General features: G+C 66.0%; 17 protein-coding genes and 1 pseudogene. 12 read left to right on the forward strand and 6 right to left on the reverse strand.

The window, feature by feature from the left end; genetic code table 11:
- A complete protein-coding gene (locus V6F88_RS03120; RefSeq protein ID WP_332607884.1) occupies positions 1-1,518 on the forward strand; it encodes an efflux transporter outer membrane subunit in 1,518 nt (505 codons plus the stop codon).
- A gap of 49 nt (positions 1,519-1,567) precedes the next feature.
- On the opposite strand, the gene V6F88_RS03125 is transcribed toward V6F88_RS03120, so the two are convergent.
- A complete protein-coding gene (locus tag V6F88_RS03125; protein ID WP_332607885.1) occupies positions 1,568-2,908 on the reverse strand; it encodes an MFS transporter in 1,341 nt (446 codons plus the stop codon).
- A 128-nt stretch (positions 2,909-3,036) separates the two neighbouring features.
- Positions 3,037-4,674: a GMC family oxidoreductase gene (locus V6F88_RS03130; protein ID WP_332607886.1), complete on the reverse strand. Its 1,638-nt coding sequence runs from the start codon at positions 4,672-4,674 to the stop codon at positions 3,037-3,039.
- A gap of 215 nt (positions 4,675-4,889) precedes the next feature.
- On the opposite strand from V6F88_RS03130, the gene V6F88_RS03135 reads away from it, so the two are divergent.
- Positions 4,890-5,780, forward strand: a complete 891-nt coding sequence (locus V6F88_RS03135) for an IclR family transcriptional regulator (RefSeq protein ID WP_332607887.1) — start codon at positions 4,890-4,892, stop codon at positions 5,778-5,780.
- An 84-nt stretch (positions 5,781-5,864) separates the two neighbouring features.
- Here the strand turns inward: V6F88_RS03135 and V6F88_RS03140 are convergent.
- A pseudogene (locus V6F88_RS03140) lies at positions 5,865-6,245 on the reverse strand (low temperature requirement protein A); the annotation flags it as partial.
- Positions 6,246-6,258: 13 nt separating this feature from the next.
- On the reverse strand, positions 6,259-6,687 hold the full coding sequence (locus tag V6F88_RS03145; protein WP_332607888.1) for a VOC family protein: 429 nt from the start codon (positions 6,685-6,687) through the stop codon (positions 6,259-6,261).
- 196 nt (positions 6,688-6,883) lie between these two features.
- On the opposite strand from V6F88_RS03145, the gene V6F88_RS03150 reads away from it, so the two are divergent.
- The 10 genes from V6F88_RS03150 (at position 6,884) to V6F88_RS03195 (ending at position 14,880) form a co-directional block, all read left to right on the forward strand.
- Entirely contained in the window at positions 6,884-7,291 is a 408-nt protein-coding gene (locus V6F88_RS03150; RefSeq protein WP_332607889.1) for a carboxymuconolactone decarboxylase family protein, read from the forward strand.
- A gap of 9 nt (positions 7,292-7,300) precedes the next feature.
- On the forward strand, positions 7,301-7,912 hold the full coding sequence (locus tag V6F88_RS03155) for an LON peptidase substrate-binding domain-containing protein (RefSeq protein ID WP_332607890.1): 612 nt from the start codon (positions 7,301-7,303) through the stop codon (positions 7,910-7,912).
- A 32-nt stretch (positions 7,913-7,944) separates the two neighbouring features.
- The gene (locus V6F88_RS03160; RefSeq protein ID WP_332607891.1) at positions 7,945-8,826 is read left to right on the forward strand and encodes a hypothetical protein; all 882 of its coding nucleotides are present in this window, start codon (positions 7,945-7,947) and stop codon (positions 8,824-8,826) included.
- Between the two features lie 170 nt (positions 8,827-8,996).
- Complete coding sequence (locus V6F88_RS03165) at positions 8,997-9,677, forward strand: RraA family protein (RefSeq protein ID WP_332607892.1); 681 nt, start codon at positions 8,997-8,999, stop codon at positions 9,675-9,677.
- Positions 9,674-10,876, forward strand: coding sequence for an aminotransferase class I/II-fold pyridoxal phosphate-dependent enzyme (locus V6F88_RS03170; protein WP_332607893.1), 1,203 nt, complete (start codon positions 9,674-9,676; stop codon positions 10,874-10,876). Before V6F88_RS03165 ends, V6F88_RS03170 begins: the two co-directional genes overlap by 4 nt.
- 39 nt (positions 10,877-10,915) lie before the next feature.
- On the forward strand, positions 10,916-11,737 hold the full coding sequence (locus tag V6F88_RS03175) for an ABC transporter substrate-binding protein (RefSeq protein ID WP_332607894.1): 822 nt from the start codon (positions 10,916-10,918) through the stop codon (positions 11,735-11,737).
- A gap of 31 nt (positions 11,738-11,768) precedes the next feature.
- On the forward strand, positions 11,769-12,458 hold the full coding sequence (locus tag V6F88_RS03180) for an amino acid ABC transporter permease (RefSeq protein WP_332607895.1): 690 nt from the start codon (positions 11,769-11,771) through the stop codon (positions 12,456-12,458).
- Positions 12,451-13,140, forward strand: coding sequence for an amino acid ABC transporter permease (locus tag V6F88_RS03185; protein ID WP_332607896.1), 690 nt, complete (start codon positions 12,451-12,453; stop codon positions 13,138-13,140). Before V6F88_RS03180 ends, V6F88_RS03185 begins: the two co-directional genes overlap by 8 nt.
- Positions 13,141-13,151: 11 nt before the next feature.
- Positions 13,152-13,886, forward strand: coding sequence for an amino acid ABC transporter ATP-binding protein (locus tag V6F88_RS03190; RefSeq protein ID WP_332607898.1), 735 nt, complete (start codon positions 13,152-13,154; stop codon positions 13,884-13,886).
- A 34-nt stretch (positions 13,887-13,920) separates the two neighbouring features.
- Positions 13,921-14,880 (forward strand): LysR family transcriptional regulator, encoded by a 960-nt coding sequence (locus V6F88_RS03195; RefSeq protein WP_332607900.1) that lies wholly within the window; start codon positions 13,921-13,923, stop codon positions 14,878-14,880.
- Between the two features lie 86 nt (positions 14,881-14,966).
- Here the strand turns inward: V6F88_RS03195 and V6F88_RS03200 are convergent, their stop codons facing one another.
- On the reverse strand, positions 14,967-15,380 hold the full coding sequence (locus V6F88_RS03200; RefSeq protein WP_332607902.1) for an I78 family peptidase inhibitor: 414 nt from the start codon (positions 15,378-15,380) through the stop codon (positions 14,967-14,969).
- A gap of 157 nt (positions 15,381-15,537) precedes the next feature.
- Positions 15,538-18,780 (reverse strand): error-prone DNA polymerase, encoded by a 3,243-nt coding sequence (locus V6F88_RS03205; protein WP_332607903.1) that lies wholly within the window; start codon positions 18,778-18,780, stop codon positions 15,538-15,540.
- Positions 18,781-18,789: the final 9 nt, after the last annotated feature.

Consider the following 18,789-nt stretch of genomic DNA (forward strand, 5'->3'; position numbering starts at 1 on the left):
ATGATGCAGACTTTTTATCCCCGCGGCCTGGGCGCGCTGCTGCTGACGGCCGCGCTGGCCGGGTGCTCGATGGCGCCGGTCTACCAACGGCCGGATGCGCCGATCCCGACGCAGTTTCCGGCTGACGGAAACCCGGCTGGGCAAGCATCGGAAGGGGCCTCGGCCAATCCATCGGCCAATGCCTTCCCATCCGCCGCCGGCACGCTGGATTGGCAGACCTTCGTCACCGACGACGCGCTGCGCCAACTGGTGGCGCTGGCGCTGGACAACAACCGCGACCTGCGCCAGGCGGTGCTGAATATTGAAGCGGCCCGCGCGCAATACCGCATCGAGCGCGCCGACCGGCTGCCGGGTATCAACGCGCAAGGCTCGGGCACGCGTCAGCGGGTGCCGGGCGACCTGAACAGCACGGGTAGTTCCGCCGTGCAAAGCAGCTATCAGGCGGGCATCGGGCTGACCTCGTTCGAGATCGACCTGTTTGGCCGTGTGCGCAGCTTGTCGGACGCGGCGCTGCAAACGTATCTGGCCACCGAGGAAACCGCGCACGCCACGCGCATCAGCCTGGTGGCGGAGGTGATTCAGGCGTATCTCACGCGTGACAGCGCGATGCGCAAGATGCAGGTCACCGAACAAACGCTGGCCAGCCGCGAGGCGTCGCTGAACCTGATCGTCAAGCGGCGCGAGGCCGGCACCGCCACGGCGCTGGACTATCAAGAAGCGCTGGGCCTGACCGAGCAGGCGCGCGCCGAACGCGAGCGCATGGAACGCGAAGTGCGGCAGGCCGGCAACGCGCTGGGCCTGTTGGTGGGCGTCAACGACCTGCGCCCGTATCTGCCCGCGCAGCGGACCACGTCCAACGTGCTGGTGCAGGACATCGCGGCGGGCGCGCCGTCGGAATTGCTGGAGCGCCGGCCGGACATTCTGGCCGCCGAACACGAGCTGCGTTCCCGCAATGCCAGCATCGGCGCGGCGCGCGCGGCGTTCTTTCCCAGCATCACGCTGACCGGCTTGTACGGCTCGTCCAGCGCCGACTTGTCCAACTTGTTCGACGGCGGGCAGCGCGCGTGGTCGTTCATGCCGCAGATCACGTTGCCGATCTTCTCGGGCGGGCGCAATGTGGCCAACCTGGACCTGGCGACGGTGCGCAAGGACATTGCCGTTGCCAAGTACGAAGCGACCATCCAGACGGCGTTCAAGGAAGTGGCCGACGCCCTGGCCGCCACCGACACCTTGCAACGCGAAGCCGCGTCGCGCCGGGCGTTGGCCGAGTCCAGCCAGGAAGCCATGCGCTTGTCGGAAGCGCGGTATCGCGGCGGCGTTGACAGCCACCTGCGCTATCTGGACGCGCAGCGCAGCGCCTTCACCGACCAGTTGACGTACATCGAGGTCAGCACGCAGCGGCAGATTGCGCTGGCGACCCTGTTCAAGGCGCTGGGTGGCGGCTGGCCCGGTGTGCAGGCGCCGCATGCCGGCGCCGGCGGGGCGGCGGCCACCAGCGCCGACCCCGCTGTGCGGTAGGCAACGCAATCAGGCCGCCTGGGTCGACCGTATCCCAGGCGGCCTGACCTCACGCCTTGCGCCATCCCGCGCCGGGAATCGGCGGCGCCGTGTTGCCGGTGGCTTCGGTCACCGGCTTGCCGCGCCCGATCAGCCAGGCGCACCACGCCGAGACCGCGCCGGCGAATAGAACGTACAGGCAGATCAGCCACGGCTGCCCGCCGCCCGTCTTCAGTAAGGCCGTGGCAATGATGGGCGTGATGCCGGACGCAAAGATGCCCGAGAACTGATACACGAATGAAATCCCCGTGTAGCGGACCTTGGCGTCGAACAGTTCGCAGAACAGCGCCGCTTCGGGGCCGTAGACGGCGGCGTAGAAGATGCCGAACGGGATGATGATGGCCAGCCAGATCAGCATCACGCTGCCCTGGCTGTTCAGCATCAGCCAGAAGCCGGGGAAGGACGCCAGCGCGGTAATCAGCGAGCCCCAGAAGTACACGCGGGTGCGGCCGATGCGGTCGGACAGCCGGCCGAAGAACGGAATGAAAAAGCACATCACCAGCGCGGCGGCCATCACGCCCGTCAGCGCCTCGGTGCGCGTGATCTGCACGGTTTGCGTCAGGTACGAAATCGAAAACACGCCGAACACGTTGAAGAACACGCCATCGATATACCGCGCGCCCATGCCTTTGAAGACGTTGCCCGGGTAACGCTTGAGCATGTCGAAAAACGGAATGCGGCTTTCGGCGTTGTTCGCCTTTACCGCCGTGAACTCGGGCGTTTCCTTGATGTTCAGGCGGATGTACATGCCCACCAGCACCATGGCGGCCGACGCCAGGAAGGCAACGCGCCATCCCCAGGCCATGAACTGTTCGTCGGTCAGCAAGGTCGACAAGAGCGCCACGGTGCCCGATGCCAGGCACAAACCGATCGCCAGGCCGATCTGAGGCAGCGACGCGTAAAAGCCCTTTTTGCCGGGTGGCGCGTATTCATAGGCCATCAACACCGCGCCGCCCCATTCGCCGCCCAGTCCGATGCCCTGGAACACGCGCAGCAGCAGCAACAGAATGGGCGCCCATAGCCCGATGGTTTCGTAGGTGGGCACCAGGCCGATCAGGAAGGTGGACACGCCCATGATCATCAGCGTCATCACCAGCATGCTCTTGCACCCGATGCGGTCGCCAAAGTGGCCGAAGACCAGCCCGCCCAGCGGCCGTGTCACAAAGCCCACCGCGAAGGTGGTGTAGGCCAGCATGGTGGACACCAGCGGGTCGCCCGTGGGGAAGTACAGCTTGTTGAACACGATGCCCGCCACGACACCGTACAGGAAGAAGTCGTACCACTCGATGGTGGCGCCGATCAACGATGCGGTGACGACCTTGCGTACCGCGGCTTCGTTTTGCTTGGACATTGCAGTCTCCTTTGGTGAAGGCGGGGGCGCTTCTGCCGGCGCCCGCGTGCCGGTCTGACTTCAGGTTCGTCGTTCACATCCTTATTGATCGCATCCGACAAGCGGCCGCAAAGTCAGCCGCCATCGCATCAAGCGGCGACCAGATCCGCGCGCCGCCGTGCCCGCTTGAAATCTTCCAGCATGAAATCGGCCGCGCGTTCGGCCAGCATCACCACGGGTGCGTTGGTGTTGCCCGACACCAGCGTGGGCATTACCGAACAGTCCACCACCCGCAGGCCCTGCACGCCGTGCACGCGCAGGCGTTCGTCCACTACCGCCAGGGCGTCGCTGCGCGGACCCATCTTGGCGGTGCCCGACGGGTGGAAGATGGTGGCGCCGTATTCGCGGCAGAAATGCAGGATCTCGTCGTCGGTGCGTACGTCGGGCCCGGGCCGGAATTCGCGCTTCATCAGCGATGCCAGCGGTTCGGTGGCCGCCAACAGCCGCGCGTGCTTGGCGGCGGCCACGGTCATGCGGCGGTCCAGTTCGGTGGACAGGTAGTTCGGCTGCATCGATGGCGGTTCGAACGGGTCGGCCGCGCGCAGCCGCACGTAACCGCGCGATGACGGGCGCAGCTGGCAGACCGAATACGTGCACCCGGAAAACGGATGCACCTTGCCCCCGGCCATGTCGGCGGACAAGGTGGCGAAGTGGTATTGCGTGTCGGGCGTGCGGCTGGCGGGATCCACCCGGCAGAACATCCCACCCTGGTTGATGCCGACCGCCAGCGGGCCGCTTCGGAACAGCAGCCATTGCAGGCCCATGCCCACACGCCCGTGCAAGCTGCGCAGCTGGTCATTGGTGGTGATGGGCTGGGTGGTTTCATAGATCAGCCGGATCTGAAGGTGGTCTTGCAGGTTTTCGCCCACGCCGGGCAGGTCGCGCACGACGCGGATGCCGAACTGGCGCAGCAACGCGGCCGGGCCCACGCCGGACAGTTGCAGCAGCTGGGGCGATTGCAGCGCACCGGCGCACAGCACCACTTCGCGGCGCGCGCGCAGCGTGCGCACTTGCCCGCCTTGCCGGTATCGCACCCCGCAGGCGCGTCCCCCTTCGAACAGGATGGCCATGGCATGCGCATCGGTTTCCACGCGCAGATTGGGCCGGTCCTGCGCGGGCCGCAGGTAGGCCACGGCCGTGGAGCAGCGGCGGCCGCGCCGCGTGGTCAGCTGGTAGTAGCCCACGCCTTCCTGGTCGCCCGTGTTGAAGTCCTGCACGTGGGGCACGTCCATCGTCCGCGCGGCGGCGATCATCGCTTCAACCAAAGGGTGAGGCGTTTTGATGGACGTGGCGCTCAAGGGGCCGTTCACGCCGCGGGTCGGCCCCGCGCCCAGGTCGTTGTCTTCCAGTTTGCGAAAGTAGGGCAGGCAGTCGTCCCAGCCCCAGCCGGGGTTGCCCGCGCGTTCCCAGGCGTCGTAGTCGGCGCGCTGGCCACGGATGTAGATCAGGCCGTTGATGGCGCTGGAGCCGCCCAGGGTGCGGCCGCGCGGCCAGTAGATGCGCCGGCCCAGCATGTTGGGGTCGGGGTCGGTGTAGTAGCCCCAGTTCACCACTTTGTGGAACATGGTCTTGCCGTAGCCGATGGGAATGTGGATCCACGGGCAGGTATCCCGGGGGCCGGCTTCCAGCAGGCAGACGGCGTGCGCGCCATCGGCGCTAAGCCGGTTGGCCATCACGCATCCGGCCGAGCCGGCGCCCACCACGATCACATCCACGGTATCGGACATATCGCCTTGTCTCCCTGTCGTCGCATCGCCGTGACGGCCGCCGTCACCGGTTTCCCGCGCGATGGTGACGGCGCGTTTTCCCTGCTTGTCGCGGCGGGATGCGCTTATATACTGGTTCGATCCGGCCGGTTTGCGTTGCGCACCCGGCCGTCATCTGTGGCGATTCTAGGAAGCAGGCGCGTAGAACAAAGCACAACACGCGTGGGGGCGGACAAATGGAACGGAACATGCAACTTCGGTTTCAAAATCGCAGTGCAGCATCGGCGCCGGAGCCGCCGGGCGCGGTGGGGCCGCAACAGCAACAGCAACAGCAGCAACAGCAGCAACAGCAGCAACAGCACCAGGAGGCAGCGCGCTCGTTGCGGGCCTTGCTGGTGCTGGACCATCTTGCGCGCGCCCAGCATCCGCCCACCCTGGCGCAGCTTGCGCAGCGGCTGGACATGCCCAAGTCGACCTTGATGCGCCTATTGGCGGCGATGCAGCGCGCCGGCTTCGTCGCGGCCACGCCCACCGAACAGGGCTATGTGCCGGGGCCGCAAGCCACGTCGCTGGCGCTGGCCACGTTGCGCGCCTCGGCCTTTACCCGCGCCTGCCGCGCGGTGCTGGCGCAACTGGTCGGCACGCTTGGCGAAACCTGCAACTTGACGGCGCCCGACGGCGACCGCGTGGTCTATATGGAACGCGTCGAAACGTCGGAGCCCTTGCGGCTGTTTTTCGCCGTGGGCAGCCATGTGCCGATGCACTGCACCGCCAGCGGCAAGCTGTTTCTGGCGTCGATGAACCGGCTGGAACGTGGCCGCGTGCTGGCGCGGCTGACACTGACGCGCAACACGCCGCGCACCTTGACGGACCCGACGCAGTTGGAAGAAGAACTGGAACGCCTGGCCGCGCGCGGCATCGGCATCGATAACGAGGAATTCGTGCGTGGCATGAGCGCGGTGGCGGTGCCGGTGAAAGACGCCGAGGACCGCGTGGTGGCGGCCGTGGCCTGCCACGCGCCCACGGCGCGCGTCATGCTGGACGACCTGCTGCGTGCCGTGCCCGTGCTGCAACGCGCGGCGCAATCGCTGCACGAGGTGCTGGCGCTGCATCGCCCGGGCGTGTGACGCGGCGTTGCGGCATCGGTGGACGCGCGGGTCGGTGCGGCGACAGCCCGTCGCAAGGCCGCCCAATGCTTGCGCGCTGGACGGCTACACGGTGACGGGCGAGGCCGCCCGGCGCCGCGACAGGCTTTCCCACACCGCCACCAGCATCATGATCAGCGTGGTCAGCCCGCCCACCATCAGGCTGTCGGTAACGGTGGACAACGGCGCCAGCACCGCCAGCAACACCAATCCGGCCACGTGCGATAGCGGAAAGCGTGCGTACACCACCGTCTTGTAGATGCCGTTGCCCAGCAGGTACAGCGCAGGCCACCCCAGCAATGCGGCGGCGGCCGGCGTGGTGATGCGGCCGTCGGGGTGCAGGATGACCAATTCGTTGGCCACCGCCGAGACGATCACGCCCGCGATCAAGATCACATGCACGTAGTGAAAGATGGCGCCCATGCGGCCCGGGTCGCTGGAATGCACGGGGTCCGACGCCTCAGTGCGTCATCTTGCCGCCGCTGACCATCCAGCGCGTGCCGTAGCGGTCCACCAGCGCGCCGTACGCCTCGGCCCAGAACGTCTTTTGCAGCGGCATGGTCACGTTGCCACCTTCGGCCAGTTGGTCGAATACCCGTTGGGCATCGGACACGGTGGGGTACAGCAGCGCCAGCGCCATGCCTTTCTTGCCCGTGTACGGGTGGCCGCTGGTGGCGTCGCTGCCCAGCAGCGTCTGTTCGTCCAGCGCAAGGCGAGCGACCATGATGCGCTCGGCGTCCTCGGGGGCCAAGGCGGGCATGGCGGCATCGGCGGGCGCGTCGGCGTAGCGGATCAGGGCGTCAAGGCGTCCGCCCAGCACGCGCTCGTAAAAGCGCATGGCGTCGGCGCAGTTGCCGTCAAAGCTGAGATAGGCGGATAGCTGGGGCATGATGGTTCCTGGTTCGAAGGCGGACAGCTGCTGGAAACGCCGTCGCACTATGATGGAAGGCCCGACCCGCAAAACCGCACGGCCCGGCAACCTACGCACTGTAGCCGGTTGGGAAGGATGCCGGGCCGCCATGTGGGTGGAAGCGCAGCCGAAATTCACGGCTTGAACCCCCACGGCTTCATAAAGGAATGGCGACATGAGCACGGTAAAACTGCTGACGGACGACGAGGTCCGCAAAAGCCCCGAAGCATGGGCAGTGTTCGAAGACATCCGATCCACACGCAAGTCGGATTTCGTGAACAACTTCTGGCGCGCGCTGGCCAACGACCCGGCGCAATTGCAGCGCGTGTGGTCGCAACTGAAACAGGTCATGGTCGCCGAAGGCGAGCTGCCGCCGCTCGTGCGCGAGATGATCTACATTGCCGTGTCCACGGCCAACGGTTGCTCTTACTGCGTGCATTCGCACACGGCGTCGGCCAAGGCCAAGGGCATGACGCGCGGCCAGCACGCCGAACTGCTGGCGGTGATCGGCATGGCGGCGCAGACCAACGCCATGGTGACGGCCATGCAGGTGCCGGTGGACGCCGCCTTCCACATCAACTAGGAGCCGGCCATGGCGCTGATTCCGCTGTTCCCCTTATCCAACGCGCTGTTTCCCGCCGGCGTGCTGCATCTGCGCATTTTCGAGGTGCGCTATCTGGATATGATCCGCCGCTGCATCGCGGAGGGTAGCGAGTTCGGCGTGGTGGGTTTGCTGGCCGGCAACGAAGTGCGTTCGCCGGAGGGCATCGAGACGCTGGCGCCGGTCGGCACACTGGCGCGCATCGTGGCGTGGGACGCGCCCATGCCCGCCTTGCTGCAAGTGCGCTGTATTGGCGGCAGCCGGTTCCGGCTGCTGTCCAGCAAGGTGGCAAAATACGGCCTGTGGATGGGCCAGACCGAGCCCATCGCCGACGACCCGCCCACGACCGTGCCGGCGTCCATGCAGCCCAGCGCCGACGCCTTGGGCCGGCTGGTGGCGCAATGGCAGCAAGAGGGCGTGCCGCCGGACAGGATGCCGCTTGCGCCGCCGTTCCGGCTGGACGACAGCGGCTGGGTGGCGGATCGCTGGTGCGAACTGCTGCCCCTGCCACCGGATGACAAGGCCCGGTTGCTGGGGCTGGCGGACCCGGTGGCACGGCTGGCGGCGGTTCAGGATTTGCTGCGTGGCCAGGGGCTGACGTAGCGGTGCTAGGCAAGATAAACCAATTGGACACCATGGAAATCAGGATTGACGAGGGCCTGCGCGCCTATATAGACCCGTTGACGGAAGACGAGCACGAGGCGCTGGAACGCAGTCTGCTTGCCGAGGGCTGCCGCGATGCGCTGGTGTTGTGGGGCGATTTGCTGGTGGACGGCCACAACCGTTATGCCTTGTGCAAGAAGCACGGCATCGAATTCCAGACGCGTCAGAACACCACGTTCAAGTCGATGGAAGACGTGCACCTGTGGATGATTGAAAACCATCTGGGCCGACGTAGCGTGTCGGACTTCCAGCGCGGCGTGCTGGCGCTGCGCAAAAAAGAAATCCTGCTGGCGCGCACGCCGCCGGAAGCCGCGACGCCGCCAGAAGCCGAAGCGGACGGGTCCCCGCCTTGGGACGAAACCGACGCGCCGCCCAGCGTGGACGGCGCCCCGCGCCTGCCGCCCAATATCTCGTGGACGCCGCCCGTGCCCAGCCGCCAGGCGCTGGCGCGCGCCGCGCGCATCAGCAGCAATACGCTGGGCCAGATCGAGAAAATCCAAAAGGACGCCGCGCCCGAACTGGTGCGTGCCGTGAAAGAGGGCGCCATTTCGATCAACGCCGCCGCGGCAGTGGCCTCGTTGCCGCCCGAGCGCCAGGCGGCGGCGGTGGCCGGCGGCAAGAAAGAACTGCAACAGGCGGCGCGCGAAGTGCGTCTGGCCAAGGCGCCGCCGCCACGTGAAGCCCCGCCTGAAGTCCCCATCGAGCACATCGAGGATCTGCCTGCCGAAGTGGCCCGCCTGCGCGGGGTGCTGGCCCGCATCACCGAAGAACGCGACCAGCTGAAAAAGAAGGTCATGCACCTGACAATCGCACTGTCAGAGGCGCGGGGCGCGAACAACGGCGGGGATGATTGATCGGGGGCGATCAAGGTTGATCACGAATCAGGGATAACCCTAGAGGCTTGGATATAGGAAAAAAATTCGTGATCCGCTGGGAATTTATATCGTTTTGAGGAAAGGCTTCGGGGGCCTTGTAATGCGTATTCGCTTAACCGCTAGACGCATCCACCCCCTTCGACTTTCTTATGACTCCCATCGGATTTCGCATTCTTTCCCGCTCGGCGCCGGCCGTGGCCGCCGACGTACTGGCCGGCTTCGCCGATATCGGCTCTGCCCAGATCAGTGACTGCATGAATCGCCTTTACGGCGTGGCGGACCTGCGTCCGATGCACGGCGGCACGCGCCGCATGGTCGGCCTGGCGCTTACCGTGAAGACGCGGCCGGGCGATAACTTGATGATCCATCAGGCAATTTCCATGGGTGGGGCGGGCGACGTCATCGTGGTCGATGGCGCCGGCGACACCAGCAACGCGTTGGTCGGCGAACTGATGATGATGGACGCGCAGTCGCGCGGCATCGCGGGTTTTGTCATCGACGGCGCGGTGCGCGATGTGGACGTCTTTGGCCAAGGCGAATTCGGCTGCTTCGCGCGCGGCGTGGCGCACAAGGGCCCCTACAAGGACGGCCCGGGTGAAATCAATGTGGCGGTATCCGTGGGCGGGCAGGTCGTTAACCCCGGGGACGTCGTCGTGGGCGATGCCGATGGCGTGGTGGTGATTCCCGCCGAACACGCGGCCGCCGTGCTGGCATTGGCGCAAAAGAAAGAAGCTGACGAAGCCGTGGCCAAGGACAAGCTGCGCGCGGGTACGTACACCAAACCCTGGTTGGCCAAGACCATTCTTGAAAAAACCGGGGGCGCACAATGAGCATCATTGCCGACCGCATCAAGCGCATCAAGCTGTCGCCCAGCGTTGCCGCGCGCGCCATCATTGCGCAGCTGCGCGAACAGGGCCGCCGCATTATCGACCTGACCATAGGCGAGCCTGATTTCTCGACGCCCGAACATATCCGCCAGGCGGCCACCGCCGCGATGAACCGGGGCGAAACCAAGTACCCGCCCGCGCAGGGCACCGTGGCGTTGCGCCGGGCCGCCCGCGCGCAGCTGCTGGATGCGACCGGCGTGGACTATCCCGTGGCGCAGATCATCGTCAGCACCGGCGCCAAGCAGGTGATTTTCAATGGCCTGGCCGCCACGCTCAATGACGGCGACGAGGTCCTGATCCCCGCCCCGTTCTGGGTGTCGTACCCGGATATGGTGCTGGTCAATGGCGGGGTGCCGGTGGCGGTGAAGACGTCTCCCGCGTCGGACTACAAGGTCACGCCGCAAGCGCTGGACGCCGCCATCACACCGCGCACCAAGTGGCTGATGATGAACGCGCCCAGCAACCCCACGGGGTCCGTCTATACCGCCGAGGAATTGCGCGGGCTGACCGAAGTGCTCAAGCGCCATCCGCATGTCTGGTTAATGACGGACGACATCTACGCCCGCCTGAATTTCACGGGCGAACCGACGGTGCATCCGTTGCAGGTGGCGCCCGAGCTGGCCGACCGCGCGCTGGTGGTCAACGGCGTGTCCAAGGCGTATGCCATGACGGGCTGGCGCATCGGCTACGGCGCCGGGCCCGACGAACTGATCAAGGCGATGGCGATACTGCAATCGCAAAGCACGTCCGGCGCGTCGTCGGTCAGCCAGGCTGCCGCGCTGGAAGCGCTGTCGGGCCCGCAGGATTGCGTGGCGGAATTTGCGCGGGTCTTTCAGCAACGGCGCGACCTGGCCGTGGCCGAGCTGTCCGGCGCGCCGGGGCTGACCATCGTGGTGCCGCAAGGCGCGTTCTATGTGTTTCCGGATTGCTCGGGCCTGCTGGGCAAGAAGACGCCCTCGGGCGAGGTGATCGCCAGCGATACCGACCTGACGCATTACCTGTTGCGCGAAGCCGGCGTGGCCGTGATCGACGGCAACGCCTATGGCGCACCGGGCACGTTCCGTTTGTCGTTCGCGGCGTCGATGGACGATATCAAGCAAGGATGTTCCGCGATCCGCGAGGCCTGCGCCAAGCTGTCGTGAACGCCGATTGACCAACACAACATACAAGGGGAATCATCCATGAAAAGCCACACTTTCTTTGCCGCCTGCCTGGGCCTGGCCACGCTGGCCGTGGGCGCTGCCGCGCAGGCAGACCAGGTCGACGACATCAAGGCGCGCGGCGAGCTGGTTTGCGGCACGCTGGGCACGTCGCAGCCGTTCAGCTTCCAGGACGGCGCCACGCGCCAGCTGGTGGGCTATGACGTGGACGTGTGCAAGCTGGTTGCCGACAAGCTGGGCGTGAAGATCAGCTACAAGCTGCTGTCGGTGGCGGCCCGCGTGCCGGAACTGAACGAAGGGCGCGTGGACATTCTGGCCGCCAACCTGGGCTATTCGCCGGATCGCGCCGAGCAGATCGCGTTCAGCCACGCCTATTACGTCAGCCCGCAAAAACTGCTGGTGCGCAAGGACTCGGGCTTTGATTCCATTGACGCGCTGAACGGCCGGCGCATCGGCGCCACCAAGGGTTCCAGCTCGGAACGCGAGATCAAGCGCATCCTGAACAAGTCGCAAGTGATTGGTTATGGCGACAGTTCGGCCACCTATCTGGCCTTGCAGCAAAAGAAGGTGGACGCGCAGTTTGCCTCCGAACTGGTGCTGGTGCGGCTGGTGCTGCAAAGCCCGCCCACGGCGCCCGTCAGCGTGATTGCCAAGTCGGTGTTCGACGAGCCCTGGGGCCTGGGCGTGCGCAAGTCCGAACCGCGCATGCTGCAAACGGTGAACCAGGCCCTGGACGAAGCCGAAAGCTCGGGCGCCGCCGCCAAGCTGTTCGACAAGTGGTTTGGCCCGGCCACCCCCTACAAGCTGGAGCGCGGTTTCAAGATCGGCCCCATCGCCGGCTGATGGCCGCGCAACCGCCAGGGACCGATGCGTTATGAGCCTGTTAGACGCTTCCCAATACCAGCTGCTGTTAAGCGGCATGGTGGTCACCGTGCAACTGTTCTTCGTTGCGTGGATCATGGCCTTCGCCATCGCGGTGACGCTGGTCGTGGTGCGCGCCACCAACCTGGCGCCGTGCCGCTGGGTGGTGGACGCCTATGTCGAATACCACCGCAACGTGCCGCTTTTGGTGCAGGTGTTGTTCTGGTATTTCGGCATGCCCGAACTGCTGCCCGAAGGGCTGCGAATGTGGCTCTACGATCACAACGCCGAGATGTCGCTGGCGGCAATTGCGCTGGCGCTGGGGTCGGCCGCGTACATCGCCGAAGACATCCGCAGCGGCCTGCGCGCCATACCGTGGACGCAGTTCGAGGCGGCGCGCGCGCTGGGCGCCAGCTACCTGCAATGCATGCGTTTCGTGATCGTGCCGCAGGCGCTGCGCATTTCCATTCCGCCCTTGGTCGGCCGCGCGTTGCTGCTGTTCAAGAACACCAGCGTCGCGATGGCGATCGGCGTGATGGAACTGACGTACCAGGCGCGCGAGATCGAAAACGAAACCTACCGGACCTTCGCCACCTTCGGCGCGGCCACGATCATGTATCTGCTGGGATCGTTCCTGATCATGGCGGTGGGGTCGCGCATCTACGCCCGTTATCGTCTGAATCGTGGAGGCCACGGTGCTTGATCTGCTGTCGCAATACTGGCCGACGCTGCTGGTCGGCCAATACCCCAACGGGCCCCTGGGCGGTCTGGCCCTGACGCTGATCCTGGCGGCGCTGGGGCTGCTGATGTCCTTGCCGCTGGCGCTGCTGATTGCGCTGGCCCGCGTCAGCCCGTTCGGCGCGCTGCGCGTCGCCAGCAAGGCGCTGGTCAACATGGTGCGCGGCATGCCGCTGCTGATGCTGATCTTCTGGGCGTACTTCGTGGTGCCCAAGCTGACGGGGCAGGTGGTCAGCGGTTTCTGGACGCTGATTTTCGCGCTGGTGGTCTACGAAAGCGCCTATCTGTCCGAGGTGATCCGGTCGGGCATCGAGGCGGTGCCGCGCGGCCAGATCGAGGCGTCCCGGTCGCTGGGCGTGGGCTACTGGACCACGATGCGCAAGGTGGTGCTGCCGCAGGCGCTGTTCAACGTGCTGCCCAGCATGACCAGCCAATTCGTGTCCACGATCAAGGAAACGTCGCTGGGCTACGTCATCAGCGTCAATGAACTGACGTTTGCCGCCAACCAGATCAACAATTTGGTGCTGACCCAGCCGCTACAGGTGTTCGGCATCCTGGCCATCATCTATTTCCTGGTGTGCTTCAGCCTGAGCCGCGGCTTGAGCTGGCTGGACCTGCATATCCGCCGCGCGCGCGCCATGGCATAACGGAACGAATCATGATCAAGCTTGAAAAAGTGAACAAGTGGTATGGCGACCATCACGTGCTGAAAGACGTCGATCTGGCGGTGGCGCGTGGTGAAGTGCTGGTGGTGTGCGGGCCGTCGGGTTCGGGTAAATCGACGATGATCCGCACGGTGAACCGGCTGGAGCCCATCGAAAAAGGCCGCATCCTGATCGACGGGGCCGACATCTATCAAAAGGGCGCCAACCTGAACGCGCTGCGCCAGAAGATCGGTTTTGTGTTCCAGCAGTTCAACCTGTTTCCGCACATGAGCGTGCTGGAAAACGTGATCTTCGCGCCGGTCAACATCCGCAAGCAGCCGCGCAAGCAGGCGGTTGAACTGGCGCGTGCCTTGTTGGAACGGGTAGGGCTGTTGAACAAGATCGATGCCTATCCGGGTTCGCTGTCGGGCGGCCAGCAACAGCGCGTGGCAATTGCCCGTGCGTTGGCGTTGCAGCCGCCGGTGATGTTGTTCGACGAGCCGACCAGCGCGCTGGATCCCGAAATGGTGGGCGAGGTGCTGCAAGTGATGAAGGGCCTGGCCAAGGACGGCATGACGATGGTCTGCGTGACGCACGAAATGGGCTTCGCGCGCGACGTCTGCGACCGTGTCGTCTTCATGGATGGCGGCGAGATCCTGGAGGTGGATACGCCCGAGCGCTTTTTCAGCGCGCCGTCGCATCCGCGCGCGCAGCGCTTCCTGGCCGACATCCTGCATCCGCGCGGCTAGCGCCGCCCGCCGCGATGGTAACGTGAGGGTTTCCATGCGTTTCGCCTCGACCGCCGCGATGTACACCCTTAAACAGCTAGAGGCTTTTTACTGGAGCTCCGAACTTGGCAGCTTCAGCGCATCTTCCCGAAAACTGCACACGACCCAATCGGCGGTGGCCAAGCGGGTGGGCGAACTCGAAGCCTTTGCGGGCTCGCCCTTGTTCGAGCGGCGCGCCAAGAAACTGGTGATGACGCCGCAAGGCCGCAAGCTGTTCGAACTGGCGCGCGAGATGCTGGACCTGAACAGCCGCATCGTCCAGAACATGGCCGACCCCGCCAGTTTCGAAGGCGTGGTGCGGCTGGGCGTGACCGAACTGGTCGGCATGACCTGGCTGGCGCGGCTGATCAACCAGATCAGCCAGCGTTACCCGCGCGTGCAGCTGATGCCCGAGATCGACGGTGGCATCACGCTGTACGAACGGCTGGAACAAGACCAGCTTGACCTGGCCATCATGCCGGGGCCTTTCTGGAGCTACCAATACGACTGCACGCACCTGGGCGCCGTCACCAACGTCTGGATGGCCAGCCCGGCGCTGGACATCGATTTCCAGGCGCGCTTGTCACCCCAGGACCTGGCGCCGTATCCGGTGATTTCGCAGCCGACCAATTCCGCGCTGTCGCATCTGTATGACGCGTGGTTCGCGGAACAGGGCTTGCCCGTCAAGCGGGTGCTGACCTGCAACAGCCTGGGGATGATGGCGCAGTTGACGATGCTGGGGCTGGGGATCAGCTACCTGCCCGGCGCCTACTTCGCGCCGCTGGTCGAGCGCGGCGCGCTGTGCCGGTTGAATGTGCAGCCGGATCTGCCCACGATCAATTACTACGCGGTGCACAAGAAAAACATCGTCAACCCGATCGTGTCGCGGGTGATCGACATTGCGCGCGAGGAATGCGCGTTCGAGGTGGCGGGGGCGTTCCTGCCCCACGTGCCACCCACGCCGCCCGCGGCCTGAGGCGGCCGGCAGGGGCGCAAGATGGCGGGCAGTGGGGCGGTGATGGCCGCGATGGCGGGCGCCGTCCTGCCTTGGATGCCGCTGGATCAGCCGCAGCGAATCGCGGTCATGACGTCTTTGTCATCCACGATCAGGTTCAAGCGGGTGGCGTTGTATTCCATGGTCACGAGTTGGCCAGGGCGCAAAATGCGCGCCGTGCTGCTGCCGCTGCGGGTACGCAGGTCTTCCATGGTAGAGGTGGTGGCCTTCTGGCCGATCTGCGATTGCAGCGCGGCCGCATCGCAAGTCTTGGTGCCATAGCCAGGCATGGCCGAGCCGCCTGCCGCCCCGCCATAGGATGATCCGCCGAAAGTAGAGCCGCCGGACGCGCTGGACGCGCCGGAAGAGGAAGACGCGCTGGAGGAGCTGGATGCCGACGACGCGCCGGACGAAGACGTCCCGGTATTGGCGCATGCGGTCAGGCTGGCAATCAGAAGGAAAGGGATCAGCTTGCGGATCATGTAAAGCTCCTTACAACTACTCGACGACGAAAAAGCCATGATAGACCAGCCGTGGCGCGCTGTAATCAGGGATCAGCGAGCACCGTAAATCCGATCGACTTTGGCGTGGGTTCCCCTGGCGGGCAAGTCGATTCCAGAGGTTGACAAGCGCGTGACGTCAATGAAAATTCCGGCTATGCGCCGCCAGGCCACCCAGCAGGTCGGACAGGTCCACCAGGCGTTGGGCGATCAGGTGTCGGATGCCGTCGACGCTTTGCCAGGTGCCGTAGACGCCCAGCAGTTTGGCGCCGAGTAGTTCGCGGCGTTGGCGTTCGATCAGGTCGGGGCGGACGACGACGTTGACGGGGCCGGTTTCGTCTTCCAGGGTTACGAAGATGACGCCCTTGGAGGTTTGTGGCCGTTGGCGCACGGTGACGATGCCGCAGGCGCGGGCGACGCGTTTGTCGGGGTAGCCGTTCAGGACCTCGGCGGGTTGGAAGTTGCGGGCGGCCAGTTGGGGGCGTAGCAGCGCGACCGGATGGCTGTGCAGCGTCAGGCCCAGGCTGCGATAGTCGGCGGCCACGGTCTGGCTTTCGGACGGGGCCGACAGCTGGGGCGCCTGCGTTTCGACGATGGCGGCGTCGCGCAGCAGGTCCCGGCTTTGTACGCTGGCGGCGGCTTCCCAGCTGGCTTGGCGGCGGTGGCCGGCCAGCGTGCGCAGCGCGTCGCCGGCCGCCAGCACGTTCAGGTCGTGGCGGTTCAGCGTGGCGCGGCGGGCCAGGTCGCCGGTGTCGGTAAAGGGCGCCTCCACGCGTGCCTGTTCGATGCGCCGGGCGGCGTCTTCGCGCATGCCTTGCAGCAGGTTCAGGCCCAGCCGCACGGCCGGGCGCGCTTCGTTGGAAGGCGGCGAATGCGGGCGGGGGCGGCGCTGGGCGCCGGGGTGGTCCGCGGGCAGGGTTTCCAGCGCGGATTCCCAGCCACTGACGGTGACGTCGGCGGGCAGCACGCAGACGCCGTGGCGGCGGGCGTCCTGCACCAGTTGCGCGGGGGCGTAGAAGCCCATGGGTTGGGAATTGAGCAGGGCGGCCAGGAAGGCTTCGGGTTCGTGGCGCTTGAGCCAGGAACTGAAGTACGCCAGCAGGGCGAAGCTGGCGGCATGGCTTTCCGGGAACCCGTATTCGCCAAACCCCTCGACCTGCCGGAACAGCGCTTCGGCGAATTCCAGCTTGTAGCCGTGCGCCAGCAGGCCACCCACCAATTTGATGCGGAATTTGTCCACGCCGCCCTTGCGTTTCCAGGCGGCCATGGACCGCCGCAACTGGTCGGCCTCGCCAGGGGTGAAGCCGGCGGCCACCACGGCAATCTGCATCACCTGTTCCTGAAAGATGGGCACGCCCATAGTGCGGCTGAGCACGCCGCGGACCTTCTCGCTGGGATAGGTTTCGGCTTCCTTGCCCTGGCGGCGGCGCAGGTAGGGGTGGACCATGCCGCCCTGGATCGGGCCGGGGCGCACGATGGCCACCTGCACGACCAGGTCGTAGTATTTGCGCGGGCGCAGGCGGGGCAGCATCGTCATCTGCGCGCGCGATTCGATCTGGAACACGCCCACCGTGTCGGCCTCGCAGATCATGTCGTAGGTGGCTTCGTCGCCTTCGGGTATGTCTTGCAGGGCCAGCGGCCGGCCCCGGCGCCGGCCGGCCAGTTCCAGCGTGCGGCGCAAGGCGGACAGCATGCCCAGCGCCAGCACGTCCACTTTCAGCAGTTTCAGCGCGTCCAGGTCGTCTTTGTCCCATTGCACGACGCTGCGGTCCTGCATGGCGGCGTTTTCAATGGGCACCAGCCGCGACAGCTTGCCGCGTGAAATCACGAAGCCGCCGGGGTGCTGCGACAGGTGGCGCGGAAAGCCCATCATGGTTTGCGCCAGCGACGCCCATTGGCGCGCCACACGCGATTCCGGGTCCAGTCCGCAGGTGCCCAACGTGCGCAGCATTTCCTTTTTGCCGTCCCACCATTGATGGGCGCGCGCCACGGCGTCGATGACGCCCAGGTCCACGCCCAACGCGCTGCCGGTGTCGCGCAGCACGCTGCGCGGCCGGTACGAGATGACCACGCCGGTCAGGGCGGCGCGGTCGCGTCCGTATTTGTCATAGATGTATTGGATGACTTCTTCGCGGCGCTGGTGTTCGAAGTCCACATCGATGTCGGGTGGTTCGTTGCGTTCCTTGCTGATGAAACGTTCAAACAGGTTGTTGCCTCGGGCCGGATCGACGGCGGTGATGCCCAGGCAATAACAGACGGCTGAGTTGGCGGCGGACCCCCGGCCCTGGCACAGGATGCCCTGGCTGCGCGCGTACTGGACGATGTCGTAGACGGTCAGGAAATACGCTTCGTAGTGGAGCTCGCCGATCAGGTCGAGTTCTTTTTCGATCTGGGCTTCCACGTTTTCCGGGACGCCGGCGGGAAAGCGGCGGAGGGCGCCGGCCAGGGTTTCCTGGCGCAGATAAGAGGCGGGCGTGTGGCCGGCCGGCACGACCTCGTCGGGGTATTCATAGCGCAGTTCGTCCAGCGAAAACGCGCAGCGGCGCGCCACGACCAGGGTCTGCGCCAGTGCGTCGGGCGGATACAGGTTGGCCAGGCGCATGCGGGTGCGCAGATGCTGTTCGGCGTTTTCGGACAATTCATAGCCGCACTGGGCGACGGTCTGGCGGGTGCGGATGCCGGCCAGCGTGTCGTGCAGGGGCTTGCGCGACCGCACATGCATCTGCACCTGGCCCACCGCCACGACGGGCAGCTCGGCCTGGCGGGCGGCATGTTCGACGGCGGCGCGGTGCTGGTCGTCGCGCGACCGGTACAGCAGGTTCAAACCGACCCAGGCGCGGGTGGGAAACACGCGTGCCAGCCAGCGCGCCTGCTCGGCCAGGCGGTCGGCGTCGGTGCCGTAGGCGGGCGTCAGGATGGCCAGGCATTCCGGTAACTGGCGCAGGTGTTCGTAGCCCTTGGGCGGCTGGGTCAGGTCTTCAGGGGCCAGCCGGTATTCGCCCTTGGGGGCGCGGGTGCGGGCCAGCGTGATGAGTTCGGACAGGTTGCCGTAGCCTTCGCGGGTTTGCGCCAGCAGGGTCAGGCCCAGCGGCGCGGCGTCGGGCGCGGCGCGCAGCTGGAACGTGGCGCCGATGATCAGCGGCAGCTTCTGGGTCTTGGCTTCCATGTGGGCGCGCACCACGCCGGCCAGCGAGCATTCGTCGGTCAGCGCCAGCGCGGCGTAGCCGAGTTCCGTCGCGCGCGCGACCAGTTCTTCCGGATGCGAGGCGCCTTGCAGGAAGGAAAAGTTCGACTGGCATTGCAGCTCGGCGTAGCCGGGCAGGGTGGCCAACGCGGCGGGGTCGGAGGGGTCGGCGGTGGGGTCGTAGGGATCGTCCTGCATGGGTCTGGC

Origin of the sequence: Achromobacter sp. ESBL13 (genome assembly GCF_036668755.1) — a bacterium.
GTDB lineage: Bacteria > Pseudomonadota > Gammaproteobacteria > Burkholderiales > Burkholderiaceae_B > Achromobacter.

What these genes read in the sequence shown, in the direction of transcription:
- V6F88_RS03165 (WP_332607892.1), top strand. Translation starts at nt 8,997, where the DNA reads ATGACTCCCATCGGATTTCGCATTCTTTCCCGCTCGGCGCCGGCCGTG.
- V6F88_RS03180 (WP_332607895.1), top strand. Translation starts at nt 11,769, where the DNA reads ATGAGCCTGTTAGACGCTTCCCAATACCAGCTGCTGTTAAGCGGCATG.
- V6F88_RS03145 (WP_332607888.1), bottom strand. Translation starts at nt 6,687, where the DNA reads ATGCCCCAGCTATCCGCCTATCTCAGCTTTGACGGCAACTGCGCCGAC.
- V6F88_RS03205 (WP_332607903.1), bottom strand. Translation starts at nt 18,780, where the DNA reads ATGCAGGACGATCCCTACGACCCCACCGCCGACCCCTCCGACCCCGCC.
- V6F88_RS03130 (WP_332607886.1), bottom strand. Translation starts at nt 4,674, where the DNA reads ATGTCCGATACCGTGGATGTGATCGTGGTGGGCGCCGGCTCGGCCGGA.
- V6F88_RS03160 (WP_332607891.1), top strand. Translation starts at nt 7,945, where the DNA reads ATGGAAATCAGGATTGACGAGGGCCTGCGCGCCTATATAGACCCGTTG.
- V6F88_RS03170 (WP_332607893.1), top strand. Translation starts at nt 9,674, where the DNA reads ATGAGCATCATTGCCGACCGCATCAAGCGCATCAAGCTGTCGCCCAGC.
- V6F88_RS03120 (WP_332607884.1), top strand. Translation starts at nt 1, where the DNA reads ATGATGCAGACTTTTTATCCCCGCGGCCTGGGCGCGCTGCTGCTGACG.
- V6F88_RS03195 (WP_332607900.1), top strand. Translation starts at nt 13,921, where the DNA reads ATGCGTTTCGCCTCGACCGCCGCGATGTACACCCTTAAACAGCTAGAG.
- V6F88_RS03155 (WP_332607890.1), top strand. Translation starts at nt 7,301, where the DNA reads ATGGCGCTGATTCCGCTGTTCCCCTTATCCAACGCGCTGTTTCCCGCC.
- V6F88_RS03190 (WP_332607898.1), top strand. Translation starts at nt 13,152, where the DNA reads ATGATCAAGCTTGAAAAAGTGAACAAGTGGTATGGCGACCATCACGTG.
- V6F88_RS03125 (WP_332607885.1), bottom strand. Translation starts at nt 2,908, where the DNA reads ATGTCCAAGCAAAACGAAGCCGCGGTACGCAAGGTCGTCACCGCATCG.
- V6F88_RS03200 (WP_332607902.1), bottom strand. Translation starts at nt 15,380, where the DNA reads ATGATCCGCAAGCTGATCCCTTTCCTTCTGATTGCCAGCCTGACCGCA.
- V6F88_RS03135 (WP_332607887.1), top strand. Translation starts at nt 4,890, where the DNA reads ATGGAACGGAACATGCAACTTCGGTTTCAAAATCGCAGTGCAGCATCG.
- V6F88_RS03175 (WP_332607894.1), top strand. Translation starts at nt 10,916, where the DNA reads ATGAAAAGCCACACTTTCTTTGCCGCCTGCCTGGGCCTGGCCACGCTG.
- V6F88_RS03150 (WP_332607889.1), top strand. Translation starts at nt 6,884, where the DNA reads ATGAGCACGGTAAAACTGCTGACGGACGACGAGGTCCGCAAAAGCCCC.